The sequence below is a fragment of the Flavobacterium luteolum genome (genome assembly GCF_027111275.1).
GTDB classification, from domain to species: Bacteria; Bacteroidota; Bacteroidia; order Flavobacteriales; family Flavobacteriaceae; genus Flavobacterium; species Flavobacterium luteolum.
Map to the genome: position 1 here is coordinate 3,460,864 of NZ_CP114286.1, position 14,117 is coordinate 3,474,980.

11 protein-coding genes and 1 tRNA gene are annotated in these 14,117 nt (G+C 35.7%); 10 read left to right on the plus strand and 2 right to left on the minus strand.

Features of this window, described 5'->3' with window-relative positions:
- The first annotated feature begins 265 nt into the window (after positions 1–265).
- From OZP10_RS14750 to OZP10_RS14775, 6 genes are all read left to right on the plus strand, one after another.
- On the plus strand, positions 266–1,867 hold the full coding sequence (locus OZP10_RS14750) for a hypothetical protein (RefSeq protein WP_281631551.1): 1,602 nt from the start codon (positions 266–268) through the stop codon (positions 1,865–1,867).
- 127 nt (positions 1,868–1,994) lie between these two features.
- A complete protein-coding gene (locus tag OZP10_RS14755; protein WP_281631552.1) occupies positions 1,995–2,669 on the plus strand; it encodes a DUF4339 domain-containing protein in 675 nt (224 codons plus the stop codon).
- A 175-nt stretch (positions 2,670–2,844) separates the two neighbouring features.
- Positions 2,845–3,135: a hypothetical protein gene (locus OZP10_RS14760; RefSeq protein ID WP_281631553.1), complete on the plus strand. Its 291-nt coding sequence runs from the start codon at positions 2,845–2,847 to the stop codon at positions 3,133–3,135.
- Positions 3,136–3,215: 80 nt separating this feature from the next.
- The gene (locus OZP10_RS14765) at positions 3,216–3,632 is read left to right on the plus strand and encodes a hypothetical protein (RefSeq protein ID WP_281631554.1); all 417 of its coding nucleotides are present in this window, start codon (positions 3,216–3,218) and stop codon (positions 3,630–3,632) included.
- Between the two features lie 142 nt (positions 3,633–3,774).
- A complete protein-coding gene (locus tag OZP10_RS14770; RefSeq protein ID WP_281631555.1) occupies positions 3,775–4,419 on the plus strand; it encodes a hypothetical protein in 645 nt (214 codons plus the stop codon).
- Between the two features lie 84 nt (positions 4,420–4,503).
- Complete coding sequence (locus OZP10_RS14775; RefSeq protein WP_281631556.1) at positions 4,504–5,205, plus strand: competence protein CoiA; 702 nt, start codon at positions 4,504–4,506, stop codon at positions 5,203–5,205.
- A gap of 105 nt (positions 5,206–5,310) precedes the next feature.
- Here the strand turns inward: OZP10_RS14775 and OZP10_RS14780 are convergent, their stop codons facing one another.
- Positions 5,311–5,670: a winged helix-turn-helix transcriptional regulator gene (locus OZP10_RS14780; protein ID WP_281631557.1), complete on the minus strand. Its 360-nt coding sequence runs from the start codon at positions 5,668–5,670 to the stop codon at positions 5,311–5,313.
- A gap of 100 nt (positions 5,671–5,770) precedes the next feature.
- Between OZP10_RS14780 and OZP10_RS14785 the strand changes: the two genes are divergently transcribed.
- A complete protein-coding gene (locus tag OZP10_RS14785; RefSeq protein WP_281631558.1) occupies positions 5,771–6,370 on the plus strand; it encodes an FMN-dependent NADH-azoreductase in 600 nt (199 codons plus the stop codon).
- Between the two features lie 273 nt (positions 6,371–6,643).
- Here the strand turns inward: OZP10_RS14785 and OZP10_RS14790 are convergent.
- Positions 6,644–6,728, minus strand: a tRNA-Ser gene (locus tag OZP10_RS14790).
- Positions 6,729–6,993: 265 nt separating this feature from the next.
- On the opposite strand from OZP10_RS14790, the gene OZP10_RS14795 reads away from it, so the two are divergent.
- The 3 genes from OZP10_RS14795 (at position 6,994) to OZP10_RS14805 (ending at position 14,115) form a co-directional block, all read left to right on the plus strand.
- Complete coding sequence (locus tag OZP10_RS14795) at positions 6,994–8,067, plus strand: HNH endonuclease domain-containing protein (RefSeq protein WP_281631559.1); 1,074 nt, start codon at positions 6,994–6,996, stop codon at positions 8,065–8,067.
- 234 nt (positions 8,068–8,301) lie between these two features.
- Positions 8,302–13,035 carry an AVAST type 2 anti-phage system protein Avs2 gene (gene avs2, locus OZP10_RS14800; RefSeq protein WP_281631560.1) on the plus strand — a complete coding sequence of 1,578 codons (4,734 nt, stop codon included), beginning with the start codon at positions 8,302–8,304 and terminating at the stop codon, positions 13,033–13,035.
- Between the two features lie 3 nt (positions 13,036–13,038).
- Positions 13,039–14,115 (plus strand): ComEC/Rec2 family competence protein, encoded by a 1,077-nt coding sequence (locus OZP10_RS14805; protein ID WP_281631561.1) that lies wholly within the window; start codon positions 13,039–13,041, stop codon positions 14,113–14,115.
- Positions 14,116–14,117 lie beyond the last annotated feature (2 nt).

A 14,117-nucleotide genomic window follows, 5' to 3' on the forward strand; every position in this document is an offset into this window, starting at 1 on the left:
TCTCTTAATGTAGAAGTTTATTAGTTTGTCAAGCAATCATGGATTATTTCCAAAACTGAAGGCAACTTTTTGAAATTTTTCACTTGATTTATTTTTTGAGATTCCAATTAAGGATCAATTAAGAAACAGGTATATATACTTGTTAATTTGTAAAACCAAAAAATTATATTTGGCCACTAGTACATAGGTTGCGTACAAGCTAAAGTTGGATTTAAATAATAATTGTTTTTTGCTAATTCGCAGATTATTAATTTTTTACAAATAAATGATGACAAGAAAATTACTTTATTTTTTAATTTTATTAAGCACCACACTTTCTGGCCAAAATTCCCAAAAAGCGCCGAACGAAATAACAAGGATTGATGTTTATAACGGTATTTACGAAAAAATAAAAGACAGGCTGGCTATGTATTGTGGGTCAGATGAAAATGACAAGGGAAAAATTTCAAGGGTCGCAACCAGTGATGGAGCTTTTGCCAAACAATCAAGAGTTATATTTAATACAGTCGTGACAGGCAATAAGGATGCCGTAAATAATGGTTCTGCCTTTGCTTATTCGCAAGACAAAGACAAACATAAATTCAGTGCCAACATGACTTTCGCAGATAAGGACTGGAAGCGTGATTTAATTGAAGTGGGCACAAATATCACAAGCGCGGATGATAATTTCAAGTATTATTCAAAAGGCAAATGGTCAAGTGATATTGGTGTCAAAGTAGGGTACAATATGCGTTTGTCTACTTCCCAATATTATATCGACACAACTTGTGCAAATATTAGCGAAGTACGCGAAATAGCCATGCGCGAAAGATTGGCCAAAATAAAAGAGGCCTTGAAATTGAATCGGTCATATTCTGAGCAAAAAAAAGAAATTCAAAAATTGAACGATGACCAGCTTGAGGGACTTAAGTATGACAAAGAAACTGTCAAAACGTATAAAAAAGATATAGATGAACTTTACAAACAGTTGGCTGTTTTGAAAGACATAGAAAAAATTATCGATACAGCCAAAGCTCAAGAAGCTATTGTGTACCGTCAATTTGAAAAGGAATTTAAGGCTAACAAATCTGGGCAGTCGGTATTTGTGGCCACAGAAGAGCAATGGGCGAAAATTAAGAATGCCAGGGATTCAACCGTAACAGCTCATATTAAAGAGTATGTCGACAAAATGCTGACAGAATTTGACGTAAAGAATAATCCCTTTCACGGATATAGGATCTGGTGGTGGAATTTGAATGCCAATGCAGCAAATAGTCCGCTTTCCATCAAAGGTGATACGCTCATGGTTGAAGATATACAGAAGCGCTATACAGGCCGCCTGAAATCCAATATTGAATCTTCTATAAATCTCAGTCATGTAGGATTGCTGACAATTCAATACTTCAAATTTTATACTTCACTAAATCAGCATAGTTTTCTTGATTCGCCAAATCTATTGGATAACATCTTAAAAGTTGTTCCAAATCAAAATGATAATATTTTATATTACAATATAGTAGACGAGGAAAATAATATAATTGCCAGATATGATCATATTAGGGAATCTCAGTACAGTTGGGATATAGGTATTGTCTATTCCATTTTTGGTCTGTTTGACAAAACATTGGGCGCTATAGTGAAAGCGAATTGGAATGTTCCCGCCTTTCATAATATTGGCATCCCATATGACCAGAATTATACTCTTTTGGCAGGTCCAGCTTTTAGGGTGGCAAGCAAATCAGAATGGAGCAGTGCGACATTTACAATTACAACTGGAGTTGAAAGGCAATTGGCTGATGTTGGCGATTGGGGAAACAGGTTTGTGGTTAAGGCTTCAGTGGGAATCCCTTTTACAATATTTGAAAAAAGCAAACCGGAGGCCAAATGATCCTCCTTGGATTTGAAATACTCAACTTTAATGTCAACTAGCGTGCTGATAAATTGAAGAACTAGGTTTGAATCGTAAATTCTGTGCCAGAAAGAAATTAGCAGTGACTCTAAAAAAATAGAAGGATATGAGAGAATATTATTTACATAAAGGAATCCAGCAAGAAGGTCCGTATACGATCGATGAATTAAAGAATAAAAACATCACAAGACAAACTTCCATTTGGTATGAGGGTCTTCCAGAATGGACGGCTGGCAGCAATATTGAGGAGTTAAGCGAACTTTTCAAAGTTTCGCCTCCGGACTTTACACCAGCAGCAAACATAGGATCAAACACGAACAACTTAGCAGCTGAAGGACAGAAAAGAAACGGGAAAACTACTTTAAAGGTTGTTGGGATTCTAGGTTTGCTGGTTATTGTACTAATTGCGGTTGCCAACACAAATAATAATTCCGATCAGGGTAATGAAAGTTATATTGAAAAGGTAATTACTATTGAAGAGGCAGAACAGTCACAACCGCAAAATTTTTTAGCGGCTTCAGGAAATTATAATGAAAACTTTTGGGGAACAAAGCTAAAAGTCCATGGTCTGATAAAAAATAATGCAACAGTTGCAACTTATAAAGATGCGGTTGTAAAGATTACGTATTACAGCAAGACCAAAACTGCTCTTGGAAGCAAAGAATATACAATTTATGAAGTTTTTGATCCACATTCAGAGAAAGCTTTCGAGCTGAAAATTGATAATTATAAGGATGTAGAATCAATTGGCTGGGAAGTCATAACTGCTACTGCTATGTAATCTGCAAGAATAGTTACTCCTGCGACTGCTGTAATTGAATATTATCTATTGATTTAAAGGCATTTTCGAGTAGAGATATCTTATTTTTGAGGCAGTAAAAGTGCCAAAATCTTTTAACCTGCTCTACTGTAAAACGCTTAAGGAAAATAAAAAAAACAATCAAAATTAGAAACTAATGGCAAAGTGCAACTTTAAGGTCGATTACACCGATCCGATAGAAAAGCTGATTGACAAAGCAAAAAGCGGCATCACCTCAATGGGAGGAACCTTTGAGGGTGATACCGTGAACGGAAAATACTCAATTCCTACTAAGGCCGGAAAAGTAACAGGTCTTTATCTGGTTCAAGAAAATTCAATTATATTTGAAATAACTGACAAACCAGGCATAGTATCATGCAAGAGAATTGAAAACGAACTAAGAAAGTATTTAAGTTCGACGGCTGCCGATATTTTAAGCTTCGACTAGCCTAATTTAAATAAAATTGTTCATATTCGGATTGCTGCAGCCGGTAAAAGCCGTTTTGTAACATTTAAATCTAGACCATCATGTTAAATAAAACCCTGACTGAAATCAATTCCACTGTCGATTTTATCACTTTCCTCCATACCAATTTCATGACAAAAATCGATCATGACAATTTTCCTGAAAAATACAAACAAAGCAGGCTGCCGGAAGAAATTTCAAAATCTATGGAAGATAAGGCTAAGCTAAAAAATATCAGGGATAGGGAATTGATTCGTGATAATATTTACCTGCAATACAAATTTGATATTTTTGAGTATCCATTTGTGGTGTTTTATGAAGTCAACAGAACGAAGAAATTAAAACCTTTCAAAAAACAAATCGACGCTCATAACTTTGCAAACCTAAATCTTCATCAGGGAATTTACTCAATGCTTATCTCAATCATGAACCGTGATATTGAATGCCAATTATATAAACCATCCACATACGCCGAATGATTATGTCCGGAATTGCGGCAGCAACCGCAGCGGCATCCATTTTTCAAAATGATACAGCGAAGTGTGCGGTTGTCGCCCTGCAAAATAACCAATAGATGACTGACCGCTTTTCATTGGACTTTTTTAAACCACAAAGCAAACTATGAATCCCATCACAAGAAAAACTGAAAATATTGAAGGTATTGAATATTCATTCCATCTATCGACCGAAGCAGATCAAAAACATGTGAAAGGCTATATCAAGCTTTTAACTCATGAAGACAGTTTTAGGAAATTAGATAATCCGTCTTTGGTTTTAAAACGCATGTTGTATTACAATATCTACTCCGAACTGAATAAATATCTGGTAGTCAAAACGGCCACAATCGAAAATGATACTGAATACCAGGCCGTTTTCGAAATTGTTGACCTTGATTTGAAAAATACCGCACTTACTGAAAACATTCAATCAGAAGACAATCAGGAAATCATAATATCCATAACGGTACTGAATTCATTTTCGGATTGTGATGAATATGTCCAAACCCCATTTGGCCTAAACTCAAGAACAATTTTAGACCAGTCCACCCAAGACATAATGAACCTGTTTAGAAGTACAGTTCTTCAAATTAAAGTCAGTGATCCTGGATATTCACAAGCGTCGTATACAAGCATCATTGAAAATGCGGCCGATGCATTCAACGAAAAAAGATTTGGAAATGCATTTCTGCCGATAGAAACAGAAAGATTGAATTGCAATCCAAGAGAAGTGCAGATAAAATATACCATAATGCCCTCGGGATTCTAGAAAAAAATAAGCTTTCTTGTTCCGTTAAGGCTTTAGTTTTTAAAGCTAGTATGCGGAAACCTATTTACCAAAAAACACTAAACTATGTCAGACTTTGCAGTAACGATTGATGGGGAGATTTTAGATGCAAATCTTTACGATGATGATTCCTGGAATGATTTAAAAAAGAATTATGAGATAGGAAAAATAAAAATGATCTGCTGTGATGCCAATGCGATTCCAAAGACAAGCATGAAATTCACGAGGTTCTTTGCACACCAAAACGGAGAGTGCGCTACAGCTCCCGAAACAGTATGGCACAAAACGGCAAAGAGGTTCATAATCAACCAATTGTCTAAAAAGGGAATCACGGCGGTACAGGAAAAGATAGGACCCGATTGGATTGCGGATATCTACTTTGAAATCAATGATAAAAAATATGCAATTGAAATCCAGAGATCTCCCCAAACTTTACCTATCTATCTGGAGAGACAGGCAAAATATAATAACTCCAAGGTTGAGGCAATATGGCTGCTGAAACATCCGCGATATAAAACACTGACCAAGGCAATTTATTACCATATCTTAAAAAAGGACTATAATAATAAATTTCCATCCAGCGGCGGTATAATGCCGTCAATAACAGAGCTGCCGGTTTTTTATATCGATGAATCAGACTTTCAAATAAAAGGAGTAGGCAAATTTGATCATTCAATTCCCGATTTCATCTCGGCAGTAGTGGAGAACACGGTATTTTTCGATAGATGGTGGAAATTAAGAAGCAGTGATTCTTTAAATGAACTTTAATTGGCCCGCTGTGTTTTGAAGCAAATGGAGCTTTCGTTTTGAATAGCAATATCTTTAATAAAAAATAAAGCCGATTTTTTTTAAGCCAAAAGCAATTGCGGTAATTCAATCTTTTTCAGTAATTTTCCTTTTGTGCTGCTGTCCCCATTTTGCCAAAGTTGAAACCACATCTTTGAGTGTGGAAGCATAATCAGTAGGCAAATATTCTACTATGACAGGCGTTTCATTGGCATGAACCACTCTTTTAACCAAACCGTTCAATTCCAGTTGTTTTAATTCGCTTGAAAGCACCCTTGCTGAAATTCCTGTGATGGTTCGCTGAAGCTCATTGAACCTATTGTTTCCGCTCACTAGAGCAATAATGATCCGCAACTTCCACTTGCCGCCTAAAACGTACAGCGCATCTTCTACCGCACTCAAATTTTTTGAGCACTCGACTTCAGTGTAAATTACTTTTTGCTTCATTTTATTCTTCAATAACCTTTTTATTACTAGTAACCTATTGTATACTACTAATTTTTTAATAGTAAATATATATAATTTAGCGATATCAAAATTTAAAAAAATGAAAAAAGTATTGCATATTATTTCCAGCCCTAAAAAAGAGCTTTCTGCAAGCAGAAAATTAGGAAAAAAGGTGATTGATAAACTACAAGAAAAATTTCAAGAAGTACAGATTAAAGAGCATGATCTTAATACTCTTCCGCATTTGAATGAAACTCAAATCAATGCATTCTTTACACCTGATGAAAATCGGTCGGAAGTACAAAAATCAGAAACCGCTTTTTCAGATGCTGCTATTGCAAACCTGCTGGAAGCCGACATTTTAGTTGTAGAAGCCCCAATGTATAATTGGAATATCCCTTCAACATTGAAAGCCTATTTTGACCAAATAGCAAGACCCGGAATTACTTTTCGCTATATAGGAAAAGGAATGCTGCCGCAAGGATTGCTTAAAAATAAAAAGGCATACATTGTTACTTCGTCTGGTGGGATTTACACTGATGGAGATTTGAAACCTTACGATTTTACGACGAATTATGTTCGATTTTTTCTAGAACTTATGGGTATTGAAGTAGTAAACATTTTCAGAGCAGATGGTCAGGCAATTAGAGGTCAACAGGAGGCAACACGGATAGGATTGGAAAGCATCACTGTTGAATGATCAGTATAATCTATGCATTAATTGGTACTGCCTGCAAAAGTCCATTTGCAATCTTCGGTTCAATGCGCTAAAAGCACTCTTCATTGTCTCCATTTTTTATTGCCAAATTATATCTTTTCTAAAATCGATTTATTGCTGAACATGGCAGTTTGTGCGTATGGTTAATTTCCCTATATTTTGATTTGGTGAATTATTTGAAAGTAAGTGAAAGGAAATAACCCCGATAATCGTACGATTTCGGGGTTTTTGATACCTCTTGGTATTTTTTTTCAGCGGAGGAAGAGGGATTCGAACCCCCGGACCTGTTACAGTCAACAGTTTTCAAGACTGCCGCATTCGACCGCTCTGCCATTCCTCCAGTAAGATGCAATCATCTGCTGTTTGCGGGTGCAAAGATAAAATGTTTTTTCGATTGCAGAAATTTTTTCAAGACTATTTATGAAGAAAATTAAAAATGACTTTGAAAGAATCAAGGGAGGAAGATCTTTTAATAAAATTTTTTTATTGTCTATGAGAATAATTTTATTTATCAGGGCAAACAAAACTTTTTCATTATGAGCTAATTTCAGGCTTATAATCTTATACTTTTCCTATATTAGCACGTTTACTTATTTAGTATTTTTATGAATCTTCCATTTTTCCAAGATCTTCCTATTCCTAAACTTGCGTCAGCGTTTGGGAATACCTCCGCAACTTATAAATTTTATTGGTTATTATCTATTATTGAAATGGTTGAAGAAGGACAGTTAGAACCATCTAAAAGAGCTCTGTTTGCGCGCATGATTGGTAATTCGTGGTATACTGTGAATTATTTTCGTGTATCTTTTGGAAAACAAGACTTGATACAGCAGGCGGTACACTCTTTAGCAGAATGGGAAGGACTTGCTATCGATATCAAGAAAGATCTTTTAATAAATATCTTGGAGGTTTCTACATTAAAAAGTACTCAGCAAACACTGCAACATTTTAATAAAAACGTGCCGCATTGGTTTTTATCTCCGTGGTTCCGTAAAAATAAAGAAGGAAATGATGTAGCATACCGAAAACATATTTATGCTTCTTCGCAGAAGTATGAAAATAAATGTTTGTATGCTCTTTATGATAATCACATAGTTATCAATCCTATATGGACAGATTATTTAAGGTCAAATGCAAAAGTACTTAAGGATTTTATTTATTGGAATTTGACTTTGTTTTTACAGGTACGCAACCCGAATGTTCCAGATATAGCCAATAAGCTTATACGGCCGCCTCTTAGATCTTCATTACACAACCAGCGGAAAAACTATTGGGATAATGTATTTAAAGAGTTGGGCACAGTACACTGCATCTTTACTGGTAAAACTTTGACAATTAGTCAATATGCCTTGGATCACTTTGTTCCTCATGCTTTTGTGTCTCATGATTTGATTTGGAATTTGGTTCCGATCGATATCCATTTTAACTCTACCAAGAGCGATAAACTTCCGATAATGGAAATGCATTTTGACAGCTTTTTTAAATTGCAAAAAATAGCGTTTGAAATTATGCGTCGTCATAGTCCTAGAAGCAAGTTAATAGAAGAGTATCTGAGTATTTTTCCAGATTTAAATGATATGCAAGGTTTTGACTATACCAGATATAAGGAAAGCATTCAGCCACTTGTTACTATAGCGCATAATAATGGATTTGGATATCTGCCAATCGATCGCCAATAGGACTAAGCTTGAATTTATGATTTAATAGTCGTTTATAACCTTAGAAGATGGTAGAATGACTTCTTGAGTTTAATCTGAAGTCATTTCAATCTTTAAGCTAGCAAACTTTTTGGTTGTAAGAATTTGATTGAAGGAACAATGATCTTAAATAAAAATATGGCTATTTTTATCCTGTGAATAAAATCAATCCATCCATAATATCAGCGATCAAAAAAACAGTATATCAGATAAAAGATGAACAATAAAATTACTACTGAAACCGATAAAAAGATTTCCAAACTAACGGTCAGGTTAAAAGATGCTTTAAATGATGATTATATTGGAAGCGGTGTAATCTTTTACCAGAATAGTTTAAAGGATAAGATTTATGTTTTTACCTCGGCACATTGTCTTTTTGCTGACACTGACAAGTTTCAAGTTAAGATGGACGAGATTTGCGTAGATATATTAAGTTCGGATTTTTCTAATTATCAAACAATTAAAGTCAATGTCCAATCCGAATTATTGTTTACATCTGAGAAGAAAGATGTAGCAGTGTTAATTTTGGAGAAAAAGGATGTTGAACAGATTACAGGAGAGATCCCGAGATTAAATTGCGTAAAAGAACGCAGTACATATAGCAGCTTTATTACCAAGGGATTTCCTAAAGCAACATTGGGTGAAGAGATAGCCGTCCTGTATCCTGTTTGGCTGCAGCATTTTGAGAACTACAGATTTCAACTTGAATTAAAGGAAGCCTATTCAGCTTATGCAACTAAGGGGTTTTCAGGAAGCCCGGTCTTTTTATCGGCTGAAAATGAAATATACCTTTATGGAATTTTTACAAGATTCCGACCTGATGAAAAAGGAAAAGTGATCTATTGCCAATATCTGGAAACTGTAAATGAACTGCTTGATAAAAATTTCCTGCCGATAATTACATTTGACTATTTCGGCAATCATGGCCTTACAAAAGACTTTTTTAAAAAACATATCGAGCGCTCTATAGATGGTCTCGGACCAAGATTTACAGAAGAGCTTAATTTTAAGCTTCCCATTGCCAAATTTTTTAATGACATCGCAAAAGATACTGTTTTTTTTAGAAGATTTTTAAAGACGGTTGACGACTGGGTTTTAAACAACGGCTATAAAAAAAGCAGTTATGGTGACCATCTCAAGGAAATTGAAATCGAGAATGATCACATAAAATCCCAATGTATTGCTTGGATAGAAGGTTTGAATAATTCAGTAACTGAAAAAATCGCTGTTGACTGGCTTTATGAATCTTTTGAAAAATTGGATAATTTGATCAACACGAAATCAGCGGGCCTCTATGAATTGCGTAGAATTGAGGAAGAGCTGATTAAAGATGCTGCTAAGGATTACAGTTACCGGCCGCCCTACGACACGGAAATAAAAAGGCTTAGGGAAATCACAAGAAACAATAATGATTTTATTCAAGATCTTAATAACAAGGTAAATATAAAATTAGCGAATAGTCCTTGTTTGGTTATTAAGGGAGATGCTGGAAATGGCAAGTCGCACTTATTGGGGGATATAGCAAAAACAAGATTGGATGCTAAATTGCCTACGTTGCTTATGTTAGGTCAGAATCTAATCAGTACAAAGAATATCTGGGAAAATTTTAATTCCGAACTTGGTTTGGATTGTTCAAAAAAAGACCTATTGAAGGAACTGAACAATATAGGCACACAGATTGGCTCAAGGGTGCTGATACTGGTTGATGCAATAAATGAAGGCGGTGGCAAAGATTTATGGTATTCCAAGATAGCTGAGTTTATCAACGATTTTCAGGATTATCCATATATAGGCCTTGTGCTGTCAATTAGGACGACGTATCTGGAACATGTTATACCGGATACCGTTTTGCAGAATGTAAAAATCACAGTAATCGATCACCAGGGGTTTAAAGGAAATGAGTATGCAGCGTTGAAACTGTTCTGTGAGCATCATGGATTAAAACAGCCACATTTTCCTTTACTGGCACCAGAGTTTACTAAACCCTTGTTTCTGAAATTACTTTGCGAAGCAGTCAAAGAAACTCCCGAAAAATCCTTTCCTAAGGGGTTTCAGGGTATCAGCAGCATTTTTAAAATCTATATAGATTCGCTTAACAAAAGGTTTGAAAACAAGAGACCTGAATACAAAAACAGGAAAATCGTAGAGAAGGCAATCCATCTTCTAGCTCATGCCTGTTATGGCCGGGAGAGAAGAATGCTTCTACTGGACGATGCATTTGAACTATTTAATAAAAAGTTCCCCCAATTCATCCATCTGATCAATGATCTGATTGAAGAAAATGTATTCATCAAAAAGATTGAATACAATTACGACAATCAAATTAATGAGGATGTCATTTATTTTGCCTACGAACGGTTAGGCGATTTTTTTATAGCAGAGGAACTTTTAAATAATTATAAAAACCCTGCTGAGATTAAAACTGCTTTCGAAAAAGGAAATGAATTTGGAAAATTAATAGATTACGGATTTTGGCAATATGATGGCCTTCTGGAAGCTTTTTCGGTTTTGTTGCCTGAGAAGTACAATATTGAGATTTTTGAGGCCTTTAATTGGGTTTTTATGGAAGAATCCGACATGGATTACTATAAACAATCCCTTAACGAATTCCTATTAGACAGTTTGAACTGGAGAAGAATAGAAAGCATCGACGATATAAAGATAACGGATTGGTTAGAAAGTGAAAATTGCGGCATTAGCGATAATGCGCTATTTTTAAAACTGGTGGAACTTTCACCTATAATTGGCCATCCTTTTAACAGCGACCGTTTGTTTAAGATTCTGAAGAGATTGAGGTTGCCTAAAAGGGATTCCTTTTGGCAGAATCATCTATATTATTACAGCAACGTTGATGATGATGATACTGCACTGCCAATCCGCAGGCTAATTGACTGGGCATGGACCTCTGGTATATCCTTGAATATCGACAATGAGACGGCGAGGCTGACCGGACAGACTCTTGCATGGATTCTTTCATCTACAGACCGAAAATTGAGGGACCAGTCGACTAAGGCATTGGTTAATCTATTGGAACAGCAGCCTAAAGCTCTTTTGTCCGTTTTGAATGTTTTTAAAAACATTGATGACCCTTATATCTTGGAAAGACTTTATGCTGTTGCCTATGGATGCATTTTGAGGATACACAGCGATGAAGGATTAAAAATAATTGCTGAAACAGTGTACAATTTTGTCTTCAAAAAGGGAAATCCACCGGTACATATTCTACTTCGGGATTATGCACGAAATACAATTGAGTATGCTGTTTTTAAATATCCTGACTTGAAATTTGATTTGGAGTTGGTTCGTCCGCCATATTATGCAAAAATGCCAGACTATTTTCCGACAGCAGAAGATATAGATAAATTTGAATTGAAACAGGATGATGCTGAAGTAAAGAAAAACAACGGAAGAATGAATAATATGATCAGTCATTCCGTTCTGCACTGGGATTTTGGAAATAAAATTGTGGACAGTAATTTAGGGCATTTCTATTCAGTTCCTTTTTCATTCGAAGAAAACTATAAATCCTACCTGAAGACCCTTGATAGGAAGCAAAGAGGTACTTTAAGACATCTTAATTCAATTTTAAAAACTCGGGGAGATCTCATGGCAAAGGATTTTAGATATTCCAATGTTGGTAAAAAAGCACTCTACGAGGAATATATAGGTATTATTGAAGAAGCGTTAGGGAGATGTCTGGAACATTTGAAAAACGATTTTTCTGCATCTCAATTGGACTTTTTGGAAAAGAAGATAATTCCTGTCCTTGAAAAAAAATACCTGAAAAAGAACAGGCTCGCCAGCAGTTTGAAATTGGAGAAAACACCAATTAGAAGGTGGATTGTCAATAGAGTCTTCGAGCTGGGATATAATCATAAGATTCATGGTTTTTATGATAGATCCTCTGAGGAGCGTAGCTTAAGAAGTGGGAGTAAAACAGAGAGAATCGGTAAGAAATACCAATGGATCGCGTTGTTTGAAATACTGGCAAGGATTGCTGACAACTACAAAATTTATGACGACTGGTCTGGCAGGCAATCTTATTACAAGGGGCCATGGCAGTTATATTCCCGGGATATTGATCCAGTTTTTACGAAGAGATCTATGAAAAATGATGATGAGAAGGAAGTGAATGCTATTTTCGAAAGTCTAAATTGGTGGGATGCGGCGAATTACAACAACTGGAACCAGAATGATGCAGTTTGGGCTGCGAGTTTACATGATCTTCCATCAGTTAGAGATTTTGTAGGCCTGATGGATGATGAAGCTTCGGAATGGCTGGTTTTGGAGAGAAGCAACAGATGGGAAGAGCCTAAACCAATGGGGCAGGATCATTATTTTGATGGCAGAAGAAAAGATGTTTCCTATTTTGTTCAGGCTTACATAATCAATAAGAAAGATAAAACAAGGATGATAAAACGATTGGAGAGGGAGGACTTGAATGAATACCGTTTTCCGGAATCCCCTAATCCTTTGCAGCTCTTTAACCGTGAAAAATTCTGGTCACCTATATATTCTGACGTCGACAAGGAAAAGAAATGGAGGTTGATCGAGGAGTTGAATGCAAAGGTAATTGTAGCCTCTACTGATGCCGTGGGTGAAATGGCGAATGATAAATCAGAAGCGCACTGCTATTATGACATGCCATGCAGGACTTTGTTTGAGGGAATGGAACTGAATTATGGCGATGTAGACGGAGAGTTTAAAAACAAGGAAGGTCAGATTGTCGCAAAAGATATAGATAATAAAAACCTGATAGTTAAAAAATCAGAAATACTCCCTTTTTTGGAAAGAAATAAATTAGATATACTTTGGATTTTAACTGGTGAAAAGCTGTCCTTTTCGTCTCAAGACTGGAAAAATAGTTTTCGATACAATTTAAGCGGTGTGTTTTATTTAAATCAGGCGAATGAAATAACAGGAAATATTGTCTCGACAGAAAGCGATTAAGATATGCAGATCAAATTTTTTCAAGCGGAGTGCGGCGATGCCGCAGCTATAAGGTTTTTAGGCAATGACAATAAATATCATAATGTTCTTATTGATTCAGGGTATGAAAGAACATTTCGTCACGTATTGGATGATGAGATTCAGAGTATCGCCTCTAGAGATGAAGTGATTGACCTATGGATTATTACCCATATCCACGACGATCATATCGGAGGTGTTATTAAGTATATAGAAACGGTCAGAGATGGTGAAAACAAAGACATTGTAGAGCAATATTTATACAATGCCCCCCGTATTTATGATTTCGAAAAATCTAGCAAAATTATTAGCGAATTTGTAAGCTTAAGCCAGGGAGATGCACTGTATGAATATTTAAGTTCAAATAAAAAACTTTTGGATTATGATGTGACAAATGCCATGGAGTCAGTTGAATTATTTGGTCTAAGGTTGACAATTTTGTCCCCAACAAGTAATATGCTAAGCAGATTGAGGTCAAAATATGGATTTGATAACTACAAGCAGCTTGAAAGGCAAGAAAGTGAAGAAATAAGCGAAGCGGTTTCAGCAAAACAAAATGACTATACTACCCTTATTGGTGATTTTGATTTAAATAAATGGAAGGAAGATAATTCCATTGAAAACGGAAGCAGTATATCTGTTCTTACTGAATTTAACAGCACCAAGGTTCTTTGGCTGGCGGATTCACATCCCTCAGAAATTGAACGTTCATTACGTACGCTTGGTTATAGCCAAAATAACAAAATTGAATGCGCTTGGGTCAAAGTCACTCACCATGGCAGCAAAGGAAATAATAGTGATGATCTCTACGATTTAATTGATTGCAGTAATTTTTTGTTTAGCGTCGATGGGGTGAACAGGCACAATTTGCCCTCTAAGGAATGTATTGCTCGAATTTTAAGGAATAAGCAAAGGCCTGAAAACTCTAAATACAATTTTTATTTTACTTATGACAATCCAGTTCTTAGAAGTATTTTTGATAGAGAAAATGATACTATTTATGAGCAGTATAATTTTCAGGTATATTATGCCGATCAAAAATTTGTTGCAATTGATCTTTAAAT

Coding starts and splice junctions, on each gene's coding strand:
- OZP10_RS14750 (WP_281631551.1), top strand. CDS start 266: ATGATGACAAGAAAATTACTTTATTTTTTAATTTTATTAAGCACCACA.
- OZP10_RS14755 (WP_281631552.1), top strand. CDS start 1,995: ATGAGAGAATATTATTTACATAAAGGAATCCAGCAAGAAGGTCCGTAT.
- OZP10_RS14760 (WP_281631553.1), top strand. CDS start 2,845: ATGGCAAAGTGCAACTTTAAGGTCGATTACACCGATCCGATAGAAAAG.
- OZP10_RS14765 (WP_281631554.1), top strand. CDS start 3,216: ATGTTAAATAAAACCCTGACTGAAATCAATTCCACTGTCGATTTTATC.
- OZP10_RS14770 (WP_281631555.1), top strand. CDS start 3,775: ATGAATCCCATCACAAGAAAAACTGAAAATATTGAAGGTATTGAATAT.
- OZP10_RS14775 (WP_281631556.1), top strand. CDS start 4,504: ATGTCAGACTTTGCAGTAACGATTGATGGGGAGATTTTAGATGCAAAT.
- OZP10_RS14780 (WP_281631557.1), bottom strand. CDS start 5,670: ATGAAGCAAAAAGTAATTTACACTGAAGTCGAGTGCTCAAAAAATTTG.
- OZP10_RS14785 (WP_281631558.1), top strand. CDS start 5,771: ATGAAAAAAGTATTGCATATTATTTCCAGCCCTAAAAAAGAGCTTTCT.
- OZP10_RS14795 (WP_281631559.1), top strand. CDS start 6,994: ATGAATCTTCCATTTTTCCAAGATCTTCCTATTCCTAAACTTGCGTCA.
- avs2 (WP_281631560.1), top strand. CDS start 8,302: ATGAACAATAAAATTACTACTGAAACCGATAAAAAGATTTCCAAACTA.
- OZP10_RS14805 (WP_281631561.1), top strand. CDS start 13,039: ATGCAGATCAAATTTTTTCAAGCGGAGTGCGGCGATGCCGCAGCTATA.